Source organism: Natronospirillum sp. (assembly GCF_022565775.1).
GTDB lineage: Bacteria > Pseudomonadota > Gammaproteobacteria > Pseudomonadales > Natronospirillaceae > Natronospirillum.
The window spans coordinates 181,436-199,193 of sequence record NZ_JAIUMC010000001.1; the positions used below are offsets into that span (position 1 = coordinate 181,436).

19 protein-coding genes are annotated in these 17,758 nt (G+C 58.9%); 8 read left to right on the plus strand and 11 right to left on the minus strand.

Translation table 11 applies throughout. The features are described from left to right. Positions 1 to 5: 5 nt before the first annotated feature. The 9 genes from malF to LAT62_RS00820 all read right to left on the minus strand — a co-directional run bounded on the left by malF (position 6) and on the right by LAT62_RS00820 (position 11,272). Positions 6 to 1,583, minus strand: coding sequence for a maltose ABC transporter permease MalF (malF, locus tag LAT62_RS00780; RefSeq protein WP_293377410.1), 1,578 nt, complete (start codon positions 1,581 to 1,583; stop codon positions 6 to 8). 129 nt (positions 1,584 to 1,712) lie between these two features. Continuing rightward, positions 1,713 to 2,903 (minus strand): maltose/maltodextrin ABC transporter substrate-binding protein MalE, encoded by a 1,191-nt coding sequence (gene malE, locus LAT62_RS00785; RefSeq protein WP_293377413.1) that lies wholly within the window; start codon positions 2,901 to 2,903, stop codon positions 1,713 to 1,715. Between the two features lie 319 nt (positions 2,904 to 3,222). Next, positions 3,223 to 4,242 (minus strand): hypothetical protein, encoded by a 1,020-nt coding sequence (locus LAT62_RS00790; RefSeq protein ID WP_293377415.1) that lies wholly within the window; start codon positions 4,240 to 4,242, stop codon positions 3,223 to 3,225. A gap of 11 nt (positions 4,243 to 4,253) precedes the next feature. Then, a complete protein-coding gene (locus LAT62_RS00795; RefSeq protein ID WP_293377418.1) occupies positions 4,254 to 4,853 on the minus strand; it encodes a penicillin-binding protein activator LpoB in 600 nt (199 codons plus the stop codon). Between the two features lie 97 nt (positions 4,854 to 4,950). Further along, the gene (locus LAT62_RS00800; protein ID WP_293377421.1) at positions 4,951 to 6,648 is read right to left on the minus strand and encodes a hypothetical protein; all 1,698 of its coding nucleotides are present in this window, start codon (positions 6,646 to 6,648) and stop codon (positions 4,951 to 4,953) included. 16 nt (positions 6,649 to 6,664) lie between these two features. Next, positions 6,665 to 7,261: an LPP20 family lipoprotein gene (locus tag LAT62_RS00805; RefSeq protein WP_293377424.1), complete on the minus strand. Its 597-nt coding sequence runs from the start codon at positions 7,259 to 7,261 to the stop codon at positions 6,665 to 6,667. Between the two features lie 162 nt (positions 7,262 to 7,423). After that, entirely contained in the window at positions 7,424 to 8,653 is a 1,230-nt protein-coding gene (gene serA, locus LAT62_RS00810) for a phosphoglycerate dehydrogenase (RefSeq protein ID WP_293377427.1), read from the minus strand. Between the two features lie 248 nt (positions 8,654 to 8,901). Then, the gene (gene fbaA / locus LAT62_RS00815) at positions 8,902 to 9,978 is read right to left on the minus strand and encodes a class II fructose-bisphosphate aldolase (RefSeq protein WP_293377430.1); all 1,077 of its coding nucleotides are present in this window, start codon (positions 9,976 to 9,978) and stop codon (positions 8,902 to 8,904) included. 115 nt (positions 9,979 to 10,093) lie between these two features. Further along, positions 10,094 to 11,272 carry a phosphoglycerate kinase gene (locus LAT62_RS00820; RefSeq protein WP_293377433.1) on the minus strand — a complete coding sequence of 393 codons (1,179 nt, stop codon included), beginning with the start codon at positions 11,270 to 11,272 and terminating at the stop codon, positions 10,094 to 10,096. A 241-nt stretch (positions 11,273 to 11,513) separates the two neighbouring features. Between LAT62_RS00820 and LAT62_RS00825 the strand changes: the two genes are divergently transcribed. The 4 genes from LAT62_RS00825 to LAT62_RS00840 all read left to right on the plus strand — a co-directional run bounded on the left by LAT62_RS00825 (position 11,514) and on the right by LAT62_RS00840 (position 13,052). Beyond that, entirely contained in the window at positions 11,514 to 11,777 is a 264-nt protein-coding gene (locus tag LAT62_RS00825; RefSeq protein WP_293377436.1) for a bacterioferritin-associated ferredoxin, read from the plus strand. Positions 11,778 to 11,833: 56 nt separating this feature from the next. Continuing rightward, complete coding sequence (gene bfr, locus LAT62_RS00830; protein ID WP_293377439.1) at positions 11,834 to 12,298, plus strand: bacterioferritin; 465 nt, start codon at positions 11,834 to 11,836, stop codon at positions 12,296 to 12,298. A 34-nt stretch (positions 12,299 to 12,332) separates the two neighbouring features. Beyond that, the gene (bfr, locus tag LAT62_RS00835; protein ID WP_293377442.1) at positions 12,333 to 12,800 is read left to right on the plus strand and encodes a bacterioferritin; all 468 of its coding nucleotides are present in this window, start codon (positions 12,333 to 12,335) and stop codon (positions 12,798 to 12,800) included. A 69-nt stretch (positions 12,801 to 12,869) separates the two neighbouring features. Further along, complete coding sequence (locus LAT62_RS00840) at positions 12,870 to 13,052, plus strand: hypothetical protein (protein WP_293377445.1); 183 nt, start codon at positions 12,870 to 12,872, stop codon at positions 13,050 to 13,052. A gap of 60 nt (positions 13,053 to 13,112) precedes the next feature. On the opposite strand, the gene LAT62_RS00845 is transcribed toward LAT62_RS00840, so the two are convergent. Beyond that, positions 13,113 to 13,619: a hypothetical protein gene (locus LAT62_RS00845; protein WP_293377448.1), complete on the minus strand. Its 507-nt coding sequence runs from the start codon at positions 13,617 to 13,619 to the stop codon at positions 13,113 to 13,115. Positions 13,620 to 13,794: 175 nt separating this feature from the next. After that, positions 13,795 to 13,986 (minus strand): hypothetical protein, encoded by a 192-nt coding sequence (locus tag LAT62_RS00850; RefSeq protein WP_293377451.1) that lies wholly within the window; start codon positions 13,984 to 13,986, stop codon positions 13,795 to 13,797. Between the two features lie 129 nt (positions 13,987 to 14,115). On the opposite strand from LAT62_RS00850, the gene udk reads away from it, so the two are divergent. The 4 genes from udk to LAT62_RS00870 all read left to right on the plus strand — a co-directional run. Further along, complete coding sequence (gene udk / locus LAT62_RS00855) at positions 14,116 to 14,823, plus strand: uridine kinase (protein WP_293377454.1); 708 nt, start codon at positions 14,116 to 14,118, stop codon at positions 14,821 to 14,823. A gap of 2 nt (positions 14,824 to 14,825) precedes the next feature. Next, the gene (lgt, locus tag LAT62_RS00860; protein ID WP_293377457.1) at positions 14,826 to 15,734 is read left to right on the plus strand and encodes a prolipoprotein diacylglyceryl transferase; all 909 of its coding nucleotides are present in this window, start codon (positions 14,826 to 14,828) and stop codon (positions 15,732 to 15,734) included. A 59-nt stretch (positions 15,735 to 15,793) separates the two neighbouring features. Then, a complete protein-coding gene (locus LAT62_RS00865; protein WP_293377460.1) occupies positions 15,794 to 16,588 on the plus strand; it encodes a thymidylate synthase in 795 nt (264 codons plus the stop codon). Between the two features lie 33 nt (positions 16,589 to 16,621). Further along, the coding region (locus LAT62_RS00870) for an ATP-binding protein (RefSeq protein ID WP_293377463.1) at positions 16,622 to 17,758 on the plus strand (1,137 nt) is incomplete at its 3' end.

The window sequence follows — 17,758 nt, forward strand, 5'->3', positions numbered from 1 at the left end:
CCTCTTCAGCGGGCCATTTCTACTTTGGCGTAGCGGATGTAGAACATCGACAGCCCCGCCACCAGCAGAAAGATCAATGTGGTAATGGCCGCCGCAAGACCGAACTCCTGCGTGCCATCCTGAAACGCCAGTCGGAAGGCATAGTTGACCAGCAGGTCGGTATGCCCGGCACTGGGATTGGACCCCACGATATTGGGCCCGCCTTCCGTCAGCAGTTGAATAATGACCAGATTGTTGAAGTTGAACGCAAAGGCAGCAATCAACAACGGAATCAGCGGCTTGGTAATCAGCGGCAGCGTAATGCGGAAGAAGTTGTTCAGTACGCCCGAGCCTTCAATATGCGCTGCCTCGTACAGGTCATCGGAAACGGACTGCAGCATGCCGAGGGCCAGAATCATCATGTAGGGATAGCCCAGCCAGATATTGGTCATCAGCACCATGGTGCGCGCCAGGCCCGGCTCGGTGAACCAGGCGGGTCGCAGGCCGAACAGCGCTTCCAGAATCAGATTGATCTCACCAAAGTTCTGGTTGAACAGCCCACGGAAAATCTGGATGGAAATGAACGCCGGTACGGCGTAGGGCAGAATCATCATGATCCGGTAGATCACCGAGCCGCGAATCAGTTTCCAGTTGAGCAGGCAGGCCAGAGTGACCCCTAGACCATAAGCAAAGAACACCGTCGCCGCACCAAAGAACATGGTCCAGATGAAGATCTCGAAAAACGGCGCCAGCATGCCGCGATCGGTGAATATGCGGGTGTAGTTGGCAAACCCGATCTGGGTGGTGAAGCCGGGCCTGACCCGGTTGCCCTCATTATCCACATAGTAGCCGCGCTCAAAGTCTGCCTGGATGTAGCCACCCGTCTGCAGGTCATGCAGTCGGTGCGGGTCATCGGCATCCGGCTCATAGCGCTCGCGCAGCGCCCCAAAGGCGCGCGGGCCGCTGTAGCGCAGTTCGGTGCCATGCGGCAGTTCGATCACCACCCGCTGCAGCCCGGAGCGATTGGCCAGCACGTCCCGCAGTGCCAGCGGGTCTGCGCCCATGGCGCCCGCTTCGGTCAGACTGGTTTCATGAACCGGGCGCTGGCCTTCACGAATGGCCCCCAGATTGATGGGCTCGGAGACAAACTTGTCATTGTCACGGCGGAATACCAGACGGAATTCCGAGTCATCTTCCGTCGGGTAGAGCTCGAAATCGTAGACCCCATCCTCATCGAGATAGGTGCGCGACAGATGATACTGCGTCGCCCGATCGTAGGTGAGCATGTGGCCATCACCATAATTGGTGAAACTGATATAGACGCTGTAGAGCAGTGGGAAGAGGGTGAAAATGCCGATGGCTGCCAGCCCGGGAAACACATAACGGCCGACATAGATGCGCGGGTTCAGATAGACATACAGCACCACACCGGCAAGGAACGTCATGCCGACGGCGAAAATCAGGTCGCCGTTGATGAACATCAGCGTGGCAACCCAGAACATGCCGGCACCCAGCAGGCCAATGCCCAACCAGTGCGCAATGCGTCTTGCGGGCGTCGCCTGAGCAGATTGCGGCGCAATGGGGATGGCGTTGGATTCAGCCATGGTCCTTACTCCTCACCACAGGAAAGCAGTGGATACCGTCAGGGGTGAACGACTGTATCCGGTAAACCGAAGAAAAGGGCCCCGATCGGGGGCCCCTGTTTTCGTGTGTCTTACCAGAAAGGGTAAGCCTTACTTCATGCGCTCGGCAGCCTCACGCATGGCTTCTTCAACGCCCTGGCGACCCGCTGTGATGTTACCCAGCGCCACTTCAGCATTGGACCAGAACAGGTCCATGGCTGGGATGTTGGGCATGGGGTGACCCATTTCAGCATTGTCGAAGGTTGCCTGCAGACGATCTGCGTCATCGGCATTGTCGACCAGTTCCTGCAGGTAGCCTTCATGTGCCGGCACGCCCAGCGTCTGGCTCGGATCCGTGGTGTCCATGGTGCGCAGACCGTCAACGGTCAGCAGGAATTCTTCCATGAAGATTTCCACCAGGTCCATGTTGGGCGAGGCAGCGTTGACGACAGCGCCCGGGATACCGACAAACGGCTTGCCCAGTTCGTCCTCAACGGCAGGAATCGGCGCGACACCGAAGTCGATACCGGCAGACTCGTAACCAGCCCAGCCCCAGGGGCCGTTGATGACCATGGCCACATCACCGGATACAAAGGCGTTTTCCATGTCGCCATAATCTGCACCGGAAGGCATCACACCCTCGTCGATCAGGCGCTTCAGTACGTTCGCACCCTTGATCGCGCCTTCACTGTCAAAGCCGATGTCTGAAGCGTCGTAGGTTCCGTCTTCATTCTGACCAAAAGAATAGCCACCGGCAGACGACAGCAGACCATAAGTAAAGTAGGTGTTGTTGTAGTCCCACAGAATGGCATTGGCACCATTCAGGGAATCGTTCAGGGCAAATACTTCGTCCCATGTGGTCGGCGGTTCGCTGACCAGCTCACGGTTGTAGATCAGGCCAACGGCCTCGACCATAACCGGCCAGCCGTACTGGGTGCCTTCATAGCTGGTGGCGTTCCAGAAGCTTTCATCGATCTGGCCGCGCACATCATCACCAACAGAAATGGACTGGATGAAGCCGGAGTCCGCCCAGCTACCGAAACGGTCGTGGGCCCAGATGACGATATCGGGACCGCGGCCTGCTGCAGCTTCCTGCTGGAAACGCTCTTCCAGGTTGTCTGGTGCTTCAACAGTGACCGGGATACCCAGTTCTTCTTCGAACTGATCGCCGACGGCCTGCAAGCCGTTGTAGGCCTTGTCAGCGCCGATCCAGATCAGCAGTTCGCCCTCGGTTACAGCGTGGGCATTCATGGCCACGGCAGCGCCGGTGGCCGCGATTGCGGTTGCGAGCAATTTTTTCATGAGATTGGTTCCTGTCGCGTTTATTGTTGTAGGTGGATTCTCGGCCGCCAGCGAGGCCGCCAGCGAGGCCGCCGCACACCCGAGCCCTGTTAAAATTACGCGCGCCGGGGTCTCACGAGCAAACAATTCCGCTACAAGCCGCTTTATTTCCACCCGGCCGTCTGCACCCCCCTCTTGGCAACCCACCTGCACCCGATGGAGGGGAGGAGTTTTCGCCTGGTTGGAGTTGGACTCCACCCCAACCCCGCGGTGGAGTCAAGGTCATGTCACTGAAGTGGAGGTCAGGTACAGAAATCGGTGCAGGACAGTATCGCTACCCTCAGGGCTGCAGGCTGGCAACCCAGGCTTGTGCGGCAGCCTCTGCGGCGCGCTCCAGCGCCTGGCGTCTGGCTCGATCAACAGAGCCGGCAAGCCCGCGTTGCTGGCTGCTGTGCTGCCAGCGCACCTGATCCTGCTCGTCGATAAGAGTGGCGTCCAGTGTCACGATAACCTGCTGTGCATTGTCAACCGCCTGCACCGCTTCGCGAGTCGCCATGCGCAGGGTCCACTGGGCGGCAGAAGGGTCATCGACCAGCGTCAGGCCCCGCTCTGTCCAAGGCCCGGTGAGCAGGGTGCTGTTGCTGCGTCCGGTGTCATCCCACATGTCCGGGTAGAGGCGGATATCATCCAGCAGGGCCTGCCAGTTCCCCTGCAGGGCCTGATATCTAGACGCCCAGTCAGTATCGATGGTTCGGCCGGCAAACATCTGATGCAGTTCATCGCGCGCTGCCTGCCGGCCGGCCACCGTCATGACCCGCTGCCAGGCAACAAATTCAGGCCAAAGCGGCCCGGTGCCAGCATCCGGTTCGGACAGCAGGGGGAGGTCATCGGTGTAGGCCTGGCGCAGGCGGGCTGCGGCCTGAGCAGTATCCAATGACACCAGCACATAAAGAAAACCGGCCTGGCTTTCCCAGGTGTCTTCCAGGCGCACATCGTCCAGCTCGATGTCATCCACCCGACTGGTTACCGACTGCGCGTACAGACGGCTGACGTCGCCATTGGCTTCGGTCACTTCGCTTCGCGTTTCGGCCATGATGCGCACCCGCAGGCCGGTCATGAGATCCGCTGTGGCGGCCTGTCGGGCCCGCGATTGTGTGGCCGCCTGATTGTCACCCAGCGGGCTGCCACCGCTGCCGTAGATGACGCTGCCGGTGCGCGGCGGCTGCGTTACCCAGGAAGGCTGGCCGCCAGCCTCCGGCTCCGTGGACTCTTCGGGCACAGTGGTGCAGGCGGCCAACAGCAGGGCCAGCAAAGACAATAGCAGTGGCCTGTACAGCATTCCCGGAGCAGCAGACGACATGGTAATACCCTCTAGCGGCGCTGCTGGAACTTCTGAATACGTTCGGTGCCCAGCCACACATCCCGGGTATCCAGAATGCTGATCAGGCGCATGTCCACCTGGTAGTTGGTGACCCGGTTGCCATCCAGCGTATCCACAAACGAATTGATTTCACCGGTCAGGGCAAAATCGGCCCCAAGTTCCTGGCCCATGGCCTGGATGGTGTCTTCCCGGGCATGCGTTTCCTGCTGCAGTCGCTCTTCGCGGATTTCGTCCCGCTCTTCGCCGCTGGCCACAAAGTCCAGCTTGCCGGTCTGCAGCATTGCGCGCCGGATATCATTGATGAACGTATTGACCGGAATATGTTCATGCGAACGGTTGCGGATGCTGTGCACAATCACCACCGGTTCGCGACCATGTTCCGCTACAAACCGGTTATACCAGGGGAAGCTCACCATATCCTCGATCATCGTCTGCGAGACCAGCCGGGAGTCGGTGGCATTCCAGCGGTCCGTCAGGGCTATTTCTTCATCCGGGTCTTCCCGGGTAACGGTGACGGAAGGCCCCGAGCAGCCTGCAATCGCGACCAGCAGCACCAGGCTCCCCAGCAGGCGAATCGTGTCGGTTTTCATGATGTGAGTCCTCTTTTGCCCCAGGGGCGTGTTGTTCAATCATCTGTTGTCGGTCAGGACACTGGCCCGACCCCGAAACCCAGCGCGTCTCTCAAGCTTAGCGCTGGGCGAAGGTGCGCACCAGATACAGGTTAACCTGCCGTGGGCGCGGGCTGACTTCTTCTTCCCACTGTACCCGACCGCGCTGCTCAAGGCGCACGGTTTGCGTTTCTGCCGGCACCCGGACCATGGCCATGCGGGCCCGACGGGGCATGGTGGCCCAGTGGCGGGTCTCCGCACGGGCAGTGGCCGTGGTGGCCGCCCGGCCAAGCAGCCCCAATATCAGCCCCAGATCCTGGTTCCCATGCTCGGAAACGGCGCCACTCACTGCCGCGCTGGTGGTGTTGCGAACCGTCTCGCGCAGCAACGCCGCGGTCATTTCATCCTGGGCCAGACGCAGGCGCTCCTGACGCTTGATCTGTTCCGGGTCGGCCATGGTCAACAGAGGCCTACTGGCTTCAGACGCGGTGACCAGACGGCTCTCCGGTGGCGGCGGACCGGCGGGCGGATACCAGGGCACCGATACCCGCACCCCGACCGGCCCGATGCCCTCCAGCAAGCCGGACTCCTGCGCCAAATCCCACAGGGGTCCAATGTAGACCTGCTTGGAGCGTAGCGGATTGTCCAGTACCTGCAACGCCCCGCCTGCCTGATAGCGCAACAGCAGGTCACCTATCCCATGGTCGGCATAGTTCAGGGTAAACCAGACCAGCTGCTCTTGCCCTGCCCGACCTTCGCGGCTGATCAATGGTCGCAGCATCAGCGATTGCGCTTCAGGCTGACGGTGCAGCAGCAGATTGAGCTCACCGATGGGTGGCACTCGCCCGGCATGCTCCACAACCAGCAGTAACGATTCATCTGCTGCCAACGGCCGGGTCTCTTCTTCATCCAGTTGCTTGCGATCCACCAGCCGCGGCCATTCGTCGGCCCAGCCGCCGCCGGTGCGCATCATGCGCACGACCGCCGTCCAGGCCTGGCGTGCGGGCTCACCCCCGAGATCATACTGTTCCGCATAGCCCTGTTCATAGGCCAGTGCCGACTGCTGATAGGCTATTCGCGCACTGTCCCATTCACCCAGGTTCTCGTAGGTAATGCCGGTCAGAAACCGCCCCCAGGCGTCATCGCGATAGATCAGTTGGTCGCGGTCCAGGTAGTCACCACGCAACTGGCGCAATATGCGCAGAAAGGCGCCTGCGCTGTCCTCTTCCTGAGTCGCGAGTTCGAGGTAGTCACCCTCATCGGCGGCAAACTCGTTGAGTATGATCTCCAGACGCCGGGCTTCCACCCGGGCCGCATCCAGCCACTGGGGGTCACCGGTTTCCCGGGCCAGGGCCAGATAATTCAGTGCCTTGAAGTAATTGACGTAGGCATACTCATAGCCTGCACCGCGATACGGACCACTGGCCGGGCTGGTCATCAGTTCGGCAAAGCGGGCGCCGCCGGAACGGAAGGTGAGGGTGTCGCGCAGCTGATCGGCCTGCTCGAGGAGGGCATTGCTGCCCTCATAGTCTCCTGCCAGATGGCGCACCATGCCGACCTCCAGCAGATACAGCAGATAATCCCGCTCACTGTCTTTCAGGGATTCATCGAAGCGGCTCTCGGCCAGTTCATAGTCACCCCGCTCGACCGCCCGCACAGCCGCCTCCTGACGCTCGCCATAGGTCGAACAGCCGCTCAGCATAACCACCCCGAGCAGCAATGCCACACGCAGGCCCGGCAAGCCGCAGTGCGGGCAAACTGTCCGCCAACCCAGCATAAGGCTTGCTCCGCGCTCAGCGACCTTCGGAGATACGCCGCGTCAGTTCGTCGTCCAGTTCCTGGAATCCCTGTTCGGCCCGGAACTGCTGCCACAGGGCATTGTCGTTGTTGATCGAGGTGCGCAGAGCGTCGCGGGTGTTCTGGGCGGTGATATTGCCATCCATGCCGACCAGTACGTAAAGAGTGCCGTCATTGGCGACTCGGCTGTCATAGATGCGGGAGCCCACCAGATACTCATCGGTGACCAGCCGGCTGACCGAGGTATTGACCAGATCCACGGTCTCCGTCTCGCCCGTGCCGGTGGTTTCGGCGTACTGCTTGATCATGTTCTGCACATGGACCGTGAAAATCTGCGCCAACTGAACCCGCGCGCTGGCAGAGGCCTGCTGACGCATGAAGTCCATGCCGGCTCCGGATTCCGGGTGTGAACCGACGGCAGTCAGTTCAAGGCCATCCACTGGCTGGTCGCAGACCCAGCCCGGGGCCTCCTGTTCTGTATTCGGGTAGTAGCAGGGGGGTGGCGCCTCGGCCTGGTCCGTTCGACCGCCACAGGCGGCCAGCAGCAAGGCAGTCGCCGCGATCAGCGTCAGGCGCAGTGAATGAGTAGACATGAGTGATTCCTCGGTTGCTTGTTATCATTGTGTGGCGGCACGCACTTCAACCGAATCCGGGCCACCTATTCCTAAATGTATCCGCAAACAAGCGTAACGTCCGCCTGAAAGGCGAGAAAGGAATTGTAAAGAGCCTCTGCAGAGAGGCTCCCAGTAGCAGTCTCAGAAAAGAATACGCGCCTTGATGGTGCCCTTGACCTCGCTCAGCTTTTCCAGTGCCAACGGACCGAACTCCTGATCCACGTCGATCACCACATAGCCGACGCGTTCGTTGGTCTGCAGGTACTGGCCACTGATGTTGATGCCATTATCCGACAGCAGGCTGTTGATCATCGACAGCACACCCGGGATGTTTTCGTGAATGTGCAGAATACGGTGCTTGCCGTCATGTTTGGGCAGCGCCACCTCGGGGAAATTGACCGCTGAAATGGAGGTCCCGTTGTCGGAGAACATGGCCAGCTTCTCGGCTACTTCAGCGCCAATATTGCGCTGAGCTTCCATCGTGCTGCCGCCCACATGGGGCGTCAGGATGGCGTTGTCGAAAGCGCGCAGCGGACTGATGAATTCGTCATCGTTGCTGCGTGGCTCCGTGGGAAACACGTCGATGGCGGCGCCCAGCAGTTTGCCGCTGTCCAGAGCCCCGGCCAGCGCCTCGATATCGACCACGGTGCCCCGGGAGGCATTGATCAGGACGGCCTTGTCTTTCATGGCGTCAATTTCAGCCGCTCCGATCATCCACTTGGTCGCCGGTGTTTCCGGTACATGCAGGGATACCACATCGGATTTGGCCAGCAGCTGTTTCAGACTGCCCACCTGATGCGCGTTGCCCATGGGCAGCTTGTTGACCACATCATAGAAGATAACGCTCATGCCCAGAGATTCGGCCAGCACACCCAACTGGGTGCCGATATTGCCGTAACCCACCAGCCCAAGCACCTTGCCGCGGCTTTCATAGGCGTCATTGGCGCTCTTTTTCCAGACACCACGGTGCGCTGCTGCGTTCTTCTCGGGAATACCACGCAGCAGGAGAATCGCCTGCGCCAGCACCAATTCAGCCACCGAGCGGGTATTGGAGAAGGGGGCATTGAACACCACCACGCCCTTTTCCGTGGCAGCCTCCAGGTCGACCTGATTGGTACCGATACAGAAGCAGCCCACGGCCACCAGTTTTTCAGCCGCGTCGAAAACCGCCCGCGTCAACTGGGTCCGCGAACGAATACCCACGAAATGGGCATCACGGACCCGCTCCACCAGCTCTGCTTCGGGCAGCGAGGAGGGCACCTGCTCAATCCAGGAGTAGCCGGCGTTTTCCAGCGCGTCCACGGCAGAAGAATGAATGCCTTCCAGCAGGAGTATCTTGATCTTCGATTTATCGAGTGATGTCTTGCTCATGGATCTCTGGCTTCCGGAATCTATGCTGATGAGAATCTCTGCCAGGTCGCCAGCCGATGAGGGCCGCTGGCAGGAGCGCGGATTCTACCACAAGGGGGACAGTTAACGTATATCGAGTTTGTGCCCCGGCCTGACGGATCTGAACAGGTCCCCACTCATCACCAACAGGTGCTGTTGAAACGATCACAAAGGCACAAAAAAGCCGCCGGAGTGCGGCGGCTTTCGTTTGACGCTCGACCGAGCCAGGCTCAGAGTACGTCGTAGGCGTTCAGGTCCTTGAAGGCCTTTTCCAGACGCTTGGCCATGGAGGTCTGACCTTCACGCAACCATTTGCGCGGGTCATAGTATTTCTTGTTGGGCTTGTGCTCGCCTTCCGGGTTGCCGATCTGGGTCTGCAGGTAGTCCCGATTGGCTTCGTAATAGTCGCGCACACCGGTCCAGGTCGCCCACTGGGTATCCGTATCGATGTTCATCTTGATCACACCGTAACTGATGGATTCCTCGATTTCCGCCTCTGTCGAGCCGGAGCCACCGTGGAACACGAAGTCGAGGCTGTTGTGCGGCAGATTGAACTTGTCGGAGACATAGGCCTGCGAGTTCTTCAGGATCTCCGGCGTCAGCTTGACGTTGCCCGGCTGATACACCCCGTGCACATTGCCGAATGAGGCGGCAATGGTGAAACGGTGATTGACCGCACTCAGCTTTTCGTAGGAATAGGCGACATCTTCAGGCTGGGTGTAGAGGTCAGCCGCATCCACGCCCGTGTTGTCGACACCGTCTTCTTCACCACCGGTGACTCCCAGTTCTATCTCCAGGGTCATGTCCATCTTGGCCATGCGCTCGAGGTACTTGGCACAGGTGCCGATGTTCTCTTCGAGGCTCTCTTCGGACAGGTCGATCATGTGCGAGCTGAACAGCGGCTTGCCGGTCTGCGCATAATGCTTCTCGCTGGCATCCAGCAGGCCGTCAATCCAGGGCAGCAGCTTGCGCGCTGCGTGGTCGGTATGCAGGATCACCGGCACGCCATAGGCTTCAGCGACCGCGTGCACATACTGGGCACCGGCGATACCGCCCAGAATGGCTGCTTCCTGGCCGTCCAGTTTCAGGCCCTTGCCGGCAAAGAACCCGGCGCCCCCGTTGGAAAACTGCACGATAACCGGCGAACGAACGCTGGCCGCCGCTTCCAGTGTGGCGTTGACTGAGTCTGTGCCGACACAGTTGACCGCCGGCAGAGCAAACTTGTGCTCCTTGGCGATCGCAAAAATCTTTTGCACGTCTTCGCCGGTAACCACTCCGGGCTTCACGGCGTCAAAAATCTTGGTCATAGCGTTTCTACCTGTCTGTGCTTGTGCGTACCTGACGGTACTGTTGCGAATGATCATCAACGGAGAGCAGTAGGCGAATTATACATCAATCGACCCCTGCGCCCCAAAGCCGGCCTCAGCCTCTGGCACGTTCTTCCAGAATGGCGACAGCAGGCAACGTCTTGCCTTCCACAAACTCCAGGAAGGCACCGCCACCCGTCGAGATGTAGGAGATCTTGTCGGCCAGGTCATACTTGTCGATGGCCGCCAGCGTATCGCCACCACCGGCAATCGAGAACGCATCACTGTCCGCAATGGCCTGGGCAATGTCTTTGGTACCCTGCGCAAAGGCATCAAATTCAAAGACGCCACAGGGACCGTTCCAGATAATGGTCTTGGCCTGCTTGAGGATCTCGACCACCTTGGCTGTGGTTTTCGGGCCATAGTCGATGATCTGCTCATCGTCACCGATCTGATCGACCGATTTCTCTTCGGTCGGCGCGTCATGGCGCCAGTCGTCGAAATCCAGTTTGGTGGTGCGGCAGTCTTCGGCAAAGATGACCTTGGTCTTCTCGCGCAGACGCTTGGCTTCCGGAATCAGATCCTTCTCCTGCAGCGACTTGCCAACGTTGTAGCCTTCAGAAGCCACAAAGGTGTTGGAAATACCACCACCAACAACCAGCACGTCGCACTTCTCGGACAGGGCTTCGAGTACCGTCAGCTTGCTCGACACCTTGGCGCCACCGACCACGGCGACCATCGGGCGGGCCGGCGTTTTCAGCGCTTTGGCCAGCGCCTCCAGTTCGGCTGCGAGCAGCGGGCCAGCGGCGGCCATGGGCGCATACTTGGCCACACCATGGGTGGACGCCTGGGCCCGGTGTGCGGTGCCGAAGGCATCCATCACGAATACGTCGCACAAACCGGCCATTTTTTTGGCCAGATTGTCGTCATTCTTTTTCTCGCCCGCGTTGAAGCGGACATTTTCCAGCAGCACCAGATCATGGTCACCCAGGTCAAATCCGTTGACCCAGTCGCGAATCAACGGCACGTCCCTGTCCAGCAGTTTGCCCAGATGGGCTGCCACCGGCGCCAGTGAGGCTTTCTCCTCGAACTGCCCTTCCTCGGGACGACCCAGGTGTGAGGTGACCATCACCTTGGCCCCTTTCTCAAGCGCCATTTTGATGGTGGGCACGGAGGCGCGGATGCGCTGATCGGAAGTAATGTTGCGGTCGCCGTCCAGCGGCACGTTCAGGTCCTGGCGGATCAGAACACGTTTGCCGGTCAGGTCCAGGTCGGCCATCTTGAGTACGGACATAGGACACTCCCTTGGTTGTCGGTGCATTAGGATGCCAACATTCTACCCATTAGCCGCTCATTTCACACCCAGTGATGGAATTTTATTTCATAAAATGCACTCCAGCGCCCTCATTTTTGTAACTTTAGAAGGTTTATTTCAGAATTGTACGCAATGAGTTATAAAACACGACTGGTATTGACAATTATTATCGTTTGCATATCATGAAACCAGACCATTCGACCGCCGGAGTGTTCCCACCATGTATGTCTGCCTTTGTCATGCCGTTACAGACCAGCAGATAGAAAAAGCCGTCCGCAAGGGCAGCGTCAGTTCTGTGCGCGACCTGCAGCAGACACTCGGTGTCGGCACCACCTGCGGCAAATGTGCTTGTGAAGCGCGAGACATTCTTCAGGCTGCTTCCAGGAAAATCGAGGAACCCGGACTTCTCGCCAGCGCGATTGCCACCTGGTCTCCGAGTGTCGTGCCTGGCAACACTGGAAATGATGCCCAGCCTGCACTATAACTGAGGCAGCTTCAGCGGCAGGCTGAACATCCAGTGACGACGCAAGGACCTATTGCATGCAAGCAGCCCCCGGGATTATCCAAAACCTCAACACCGTATTGTCCAGCGAACTGGTGATCATCAACCAGACCTTTCTGCATGCGCGCATGTTTCGCAACTGGGGTCTGGGCCACCTCAATGAAGCCGCCTATAAAGAGTCTATCCGCGCCATGAAGCGCGCCGATGATCTGATCGAACGTATCCTGTTTCTGGAAGGGCTGCCCAACCTTCAGCATCTGGGTCGTCTGCGCGTTGGCGAAACCACCGAAGAAATGCTGCAGTGCGACCTGGACCTGATGAGCGACTTCATCGCCGAGGTTCGCCAGGGCATCTCTGCCTGCGAGCAGGCTCAGGACTATGTCAGCCGCGAACTGCTCGAGCGCATTCTGGCTGAAGAAGAAGACTATTATGACTGGGTCGAGACACAACAGGAACTGATCGGAAAGATGGGCATCGCCAACTACCTGCAGTCTCAGGTCTGAACATCGGCCACAGTGCAGCCAAGGAGTTATCACCATGCAAGGCAAATCATCCGTAATCGATACGCTGAACAAACTGCTGGCCATCGAACTCACCTCGATCGACCAGTACTTCGTGCACAGTCAGATGTATGAAAACTGGGGTCTGCAGAAGCTCTTCGAGCGCATTGATCACGAACGGCAGGATGAAATCGGCCATGCTACCCTGCTGATCGAACGCATTCTTTTTCTCGAAGGCATGCCCGATGTGGCCGCCCGGGAGAAACTCCGTATCGGCGCCACCGTGCCGGATATGCTGCAGAACGACCTGCAGACCGAATACGACAATGCTGCCGAGCTGCGCAAGGCCATAGCACTGTGCGAAAAAGAGCAGGACTATGTCACCCGGGACATCCTGCTCAAGCTGCTCGCCGACACCGAGCAGGACCACACTCACTGGCTGGAACAGCAACTGGGCCATATCCGTACCCAGGGGGTGGAAAACTATCTGCAGTCTCAGTCCTGATCATTTTCAGGCGGAAAAAGGAATCTGGTTGTGCGAGCCCTTGCCTGCTATCTGGGGATAGGTTGCGTAATGATTGGAATACTCTCGATCGTATTCCAGAACAGATTGCCGGCCGAAGACAATATTCTGACCATGAACCAGTCCATTGGCCTGACTCTGCTCGGCGGCCTGTTGATTTACGTTGGCCGTCAGTACTTAGCGGCCTGCATTGGCTTCATCATGAGTAGCGACGGTAAAGACAGCGGAGATTGAGGCAGGCTCGATGCATTCCCTTGCACAAAAGCAACTGGCCCGCAAGCCGGATTTTGGCGATCACCAAGTCCCAAGCCGCTCCAGTTCGCGTTGCGTGTCTTGCAGCAGATTCAGGAACTGCGGTTTTGCCAGCACCCCGACTGCGACCATGTAGATGGCACCTGCAATCACCCACTGCGGTTCGGCAGCCATCAGCGTGTAGCCGATCAACAGTATCGCCGGGGTCTCGTAAAGTGACAGCTGTATGAACATGGCCTGTTTGACCCGCATTTCAGCGCCGTCCTGCACCGATTTGGGCTGGCCCTGGACCGACCGGCGTGCCATCTGCGCCGGGGTCAGAAACTTCTGCCCCGCCAGCTTGCCGGCCATCACCCCGATACCCATCAGACCCAGTACGATAGCCCAGGCAGCAAGTTGCGGCACATCGACAACATAGACAGCCTCGGGCAGCGCTTCGAAAAGCGTACCCAGCCCTACGGCGACAGCAATCATCGGTACCGCCGCCAAAGTGACGCCATACCAGAAAAACTGAAGAATCCGGATCGGTTTATAGTATTCGGTAGTCATGGTGGCAACCCCTTCCTTATGCCCTGTGAACAAACAGAGATCCTTTACAGATCGGTACAAGAGCATTCAAGCGGAGGCAAACCGGAAAATCAATCGAGGGGCACGCTGGAAGAGCCAACCCGGTCACGTTTTGACACTAAACAGATCGTTCCCGGTAAAGCGGACAGAGGCGAGATCAATAGAGGGAAAAAAGCGCCACGGACAGGCCGGCGCCGGCCGCAAGGCCGACGACCAGCAGCGCGCTGGCGATCAGAGGCAAACGATGACGACCGCGGTCACGATGCTGGCGTGTCATCATCAGGCGCGTGGCCAGTGACTCCATTCCTGATCGTTCGGTACCCATGGTGCGCTCACTCCTGCTGTTCATTGCTGCCGGCTCCTGCACGAGACGTTGAGATAGCCATCATCATTGCAGATCAACAAGTGACTTTGTCGTACCATTATAGTAAGAATTATTTGCATTTACAAGTGCATCAGCGGGCTGGAAGCGCGCACCATGACGTCAGGCCTCCCCTGTGATTTAATACCGGCACTGATTGACGGCTGGATGGAGTCGATGGCCGCTTCCTGCATTGTTATTGGCATCGCCGGGGCCTCCGGCTCGGGCAAATCGACCCTGGCCGCGGGCCTGCAAACCCGACTGGAGGAGCACTTGTCCGCCCCGGTGTTGCTGCTGGGCGAAGACGCCTATTACCGGGATCAGTCCGCGCTCTCGCTGGCCGAGCGTGCAACACAGAACTATGATGACCCGGCGGCGCTAGACCATGATCTGCTGTTGCAGCATTTGCAGCAGCTCAGATCCGGTCGGTCCGTCCAGCAGCCGGATTATGATTACACGCGACATACCCGATCTGACGAGACTGTTCTTCTGGAACCGGCGCCCTGTCTTCTGGTCGAAGGGTTGTTCCTGCTGGCCCGGCCCGCGTTGCGCCATGAACTGACGGTGAGCCTGTTTGTCGACACGGCGCCGGATCTCTGCCTGCTGCGCCGTCTGCGGCGCGACATGGCAAGCCGGGGGCGCACCGCGGAAAGCGTGCTGCAGCAATATGAGCAGACCGTGCGGCCGGGTTATATCCGTCATGTGGCACCGTCACGCGCACAGGCCGACACTGTGGTCGACGGGAGCCGCGAGACCACCGCAATGATTGATCAGGGCTGGCGCGCACTTTGCGCGGCCCTGCCCCGACTCAGGACAGGAGACTGATTTTGCCCTACGTTCACGATATCAACCCGGTCGCCCTCGATCTGGGCTTTCTGCAGGTGCACTGGTACGGCGTCAGCTATCTGGTGACCTTCTTTGTCGGCCTGGCACTAGGGCTCTGGCGCGCCCGCAATCAGCCCTGGCGGGGCTGGACCAAGGAACAGGTCTGGGACATGCTGACTTATGTCATCATCGGTACCCTGATCGGGGGCCGCATGGGCTATGTGTTCTTCTATCAGTTCGGTGAGTTCCTCGACAACCCGCTGTACCTGTTCAATTTCTTTGCCGGTGGCATGTCCTTCCACGGCGGCTTTATCGGTGTGTCGGTCGCCCTGATTCTGTACGCTCGCCGAACCGGCAAGAGCTACTGGCAGGTGGCCGACTTTATTGCGCCGCTGGCACCGATCGGTTTTGCCGCCGTGCGCACCGGCAACTTCATCAATGGTGAACTCTGGGGCCGGGCAACGGATGTGCCCTGGGCGATGATCTTTCCGCATGCACCGGATGATCTCGCCCGCCATCCGTCCCAGTTGTATCAGGCGGCCGGTGAGGGTCTGGCACTGTTCATTCTGCTCTGGTGGTTCAGCCACAAGCCACGTCCGCGCTTTGCCGTGACCGGGTTTTTCCTGGCCGGTTATGCCATATTCCGCTCCATCGCCGAGTTCTTTCGCGAACCGGATGCGCATATCGGTTACCTGGCCGGAGAGTGGCTGACCATGGGTATACTGTTGTCACTGCCCATGCTGATTTTGGGTATCATCTTTCTGGTCATGGCCTATCGTCTGCAGATTGATGACCGGGTGGACCCTGCTGCGGTAGCCGCAGAGAGCACTGACAGCAAACCCGCCGGTCTGGGCGGACAAAAGAACAAAGCCAAGAGCAAGAGCAAGAGCAGCAAGAAGCGCCGTCGCTGACAGTGTGTTGCGCGGCACCAAAAGGCTCCCACACCTTAACCGAGGACAATGCGAGACTCATGCAACAATATCTGGACCTGATTCGCCATATAAAGGCCAACGGTAACGACAAATCCGACCGCACCGGCACCGGTACGCGCAGTGTTTTCGGTTATCAGATGCGCTTTGACCTGAGCGCCGGGTTTCCGCTGGTGACCACCAAGAAGCTGCACCTGCGCTCCATCATTCATGAGCTACTGTGGTTTATTCAGGGCGATACCAACATTCGCTACCTGAAAGACAACGGGGTGTCGATCTGGGATGACTGGGCGGACGAGAATGGCGACTTGGGGCCAGTCTATGGCAAGCAGTGGCGAGCCTGGCAGACCCCCAGAGGCGAGACCATTGATCAGCTCAGTGACGTGCTCGACCAGATTCGCCACCGCCCGGATTCCCGGCGCATGCTGGTGGTCGCCTGGAACCCGGCCGACGTACCCAGCATGGCGCTGCCGCCCTGTCACTGCCTGTTCCAGTTCTATGTGGCGGACGGCAAACTCAGCTGTCAGCTGTATCAGCGCAGTTGTGATGTGTTTCTCGGCCTGCCGTTCAACATTGCCAGCTATGCGCTGCTGACCCACATGATGGCGCAGCAGGCCGGGCTGGAAGCGGGCGATTTTGTCTGGACCGGGGGTGATGTGCATATCTACAGCAATCACTTCAAGCAGACAGCCGAACAGGTCGAGCGAGAACCCTATCCGCTGCCCACGCTGAACATTCTGCGCAAGCCTGACAGCCTGTTCGATTATCGCTATGAAGACTTTGAAATTGTCGGCTATCAGGCGCATCCTCACATCAAGGGGCCGGTTGCTGTCTGAGCCCCGACCCATTACGCAAGGAATCCGACCATTATGGCGAGTGATCTCGTAGTTTCACCGTTGCCATCCGCAATGCTGCAGGCAGATCAACTGCGGTCACGCGTGGACCTGTCCTATCTCAACTTCGAAACCACCCGTGATCTGGAAGGGTCATCCGGCTTTCTGGGCCAGCCCAGAGCCAAGGAGGCGCTGGAGTTCGGCATCAACATGCAGGCCAATGGCTACAACCTGTTTGTCATGGGTGAAACCGGCACCGGCCGCCAGTCGCTGGTGTCCAGTTATGTGCGGGAAGTGGCCACGCGGCGTCCGCCGCCGATGGATGTCTGCTTCATCAACAACTTCGACAATGCCCGCGAACCCCTGGTCATGCAGTTGGCCGCCGGTCACGGCAAGGTGTTCAAGGACGACATGGAAGCCTTTGTCGATGAGCTGATGAGCACCTTTCCGGATGCGTTCGAAAACCCCAGCTATCAGCGCCGCAGAGCCGCCATCGACCGCGAGTTCAATCAGAAATATGACCTCGCCATCATGCAGGTCGACAAGGTGGCCTCACAGCAGGAAGTGGCCTTGCTGTCCGATCAGGGCAGCATCATTCTGGCGCCCATTGTGGACGGCAAGGTGCTGGATGAGACCGAGTTTGCCCAGCTCAGCGAAAGTGAACGCAGCGAATTTCAACGCCGTATTCAGGAGCTGGAAGAACTGCTCAACGAATCACTGCTCGAACTGCCCCAGTGGCGCCGCGAAACCAGTGAAAAGCAGCGCCATCTGGACGACGAAACCATCACCCAAGCCGTCAAGCCGCTGCTGCGGGAACTGGAGTACAAGTATGACGGCAATATTTCGGTGCTGCGCTATCTGCGCCAGCTCAAGCAACAACTGCCGACGCTGATCAGTGAAGTGTTTCTGGAAGACCATCCGCTGGAGAAGGTCTCCGACCCGGACCGCAAGCAGTCACTGCACGGCCAGCTGCTGCCCAACCTGCTGGTGCAGAACGACCCCAAAAATGGCGTGCCGGTGGTCTATGAGCTTTTGCCCACCTATCAGAACCTGTTCGGGCGCATTGAATACGCGACCCAGCAGGGCATGGCGGTCACCAATTTTCAGCTGATTCAGCCGGGCAGCCTGCACAAGGCCAACGGCGGCTATCTGATCATGGACGCGGAAAAACTG

Excerpts from the sequence above, each read along its gene's own strand:
- LAT62_RS00820 (WP_293377433.1), bottom strand. The coding sequence starts at position 11,272 with ATGTCCGTACTCAAGATGGCCGACCTGGACCTGACCGGCAAACGTGTT.
- bfr (WP_293377442.1), top strand. The coding sequence starts at position 12,333 with ATGCAAGGCAAATCATCCGTAATCGATACGCTGAACAAACTGCTGGCC.
- malF (WP_293377410.1), bottom strand. The coding sequence starts at position 1,583 with ATGGCTGAATCCAACGCCATCCCCATTGCGCCGCAATCTGCTCAGGCG.
- LAT62_RS00840 (WP_293377445.1), top strand. The coding sequence starts at position 12,870 with ATGATTGGAATACTCTCGATCGTATTCCAGAACAGATTGCCGGCCGAA.
- serA (WP_293377427.1), bottom strand. The coding sequence starts at position 8,653 with ATGAGCAAGACATCACTCGATAAATCGAAGATCAAGATACTCCTGCTG.
- LAT62_RS00865 (WP_293377460.1), top strand. The coding sequence starts at position 15,794 with ATGCAACAATATCTGGACCTGATTCGCCATATAAAGGCCAACGGTAAC.
- malE (WP_293377413.1), bottom strand. The coding sequence starts at position 2,903 with ATGAAAAAATTGCTCGCAACCGCAATCGCGGCCACCGGCGCTGCCGTG.
- LAT62_RS00805 (WP_293377424.1), bottom strand. The coding sequence starts at position 7,261 with ATGTCTACTCATTCACTGCGCCTGACGCTGATCGCGGCGACTGCCTTG.
- udk (WP_293377454.1), top strand. The coding sequence starts at position 14,116 with ATGACGTCAGGCCTCCCCTGTGATTTAATACCGGCACTGATTGACGGC.
- LAT62_RS00825 (WP_293377436.1), top strand. The coding sequence starts at position 11,514 with ATGTATGTCTGCCTTTGTCATGCCGTTACAGACCAGCAGATAGAAAAA.
- fbaA (WP_293377430.1), bottom strand. The coding sequence starts at position 9,978 with ATGACCAAGATTTTTGACGCCGTGAAGCCCGGAGTGGTTACCGGCGAA.
- LAT62_RS00790 (WP_293377415.1), bottom strand. The coding sequence starts at position 4,242 with ATGTCGTCTGCTGCTCCGGGAATGCTGTACAGGCCACTGCTATTGTCT.
- LAT62_RS00850 (WP_293377451.1), bottom strand. The coding sequence starts at position 13,986 with ATGAACAGCAGGAGTGAGCGCACCATGGGTACCGAACGATCAGGAATG.
- LAT62_RS00795 (WP_293377418.1), bottom strand. The coding sequence starts at position 4,853 with ATGAAAACCGACACGATTCGCCTGCTGGGGAGCCTGGTGCTGCTGGTC.
- LAT62_RS00800 (WP_293377421.1), bottom strand. The coding sequence starts at position 6,648 with ATGCTGGGTTGGCGGACAGTTTGCCCGCACTGCGGCTTGCCGGGCCTG.
- bfr (WP_293377439.1), top strand. The coding sequence starts at position 11,834 with ATGCAAGCAGCCCCCGGGATTATCCAAAACCTCAACACCGTATTGTCC.
- LAT62_RS00845 (WP_293377448.1), bottom strand. The coding sequence starts at position 13,619 with ATGACTACCGAATACTATAAACCGATCCGGATTCTTCAGTTTTTCTGG.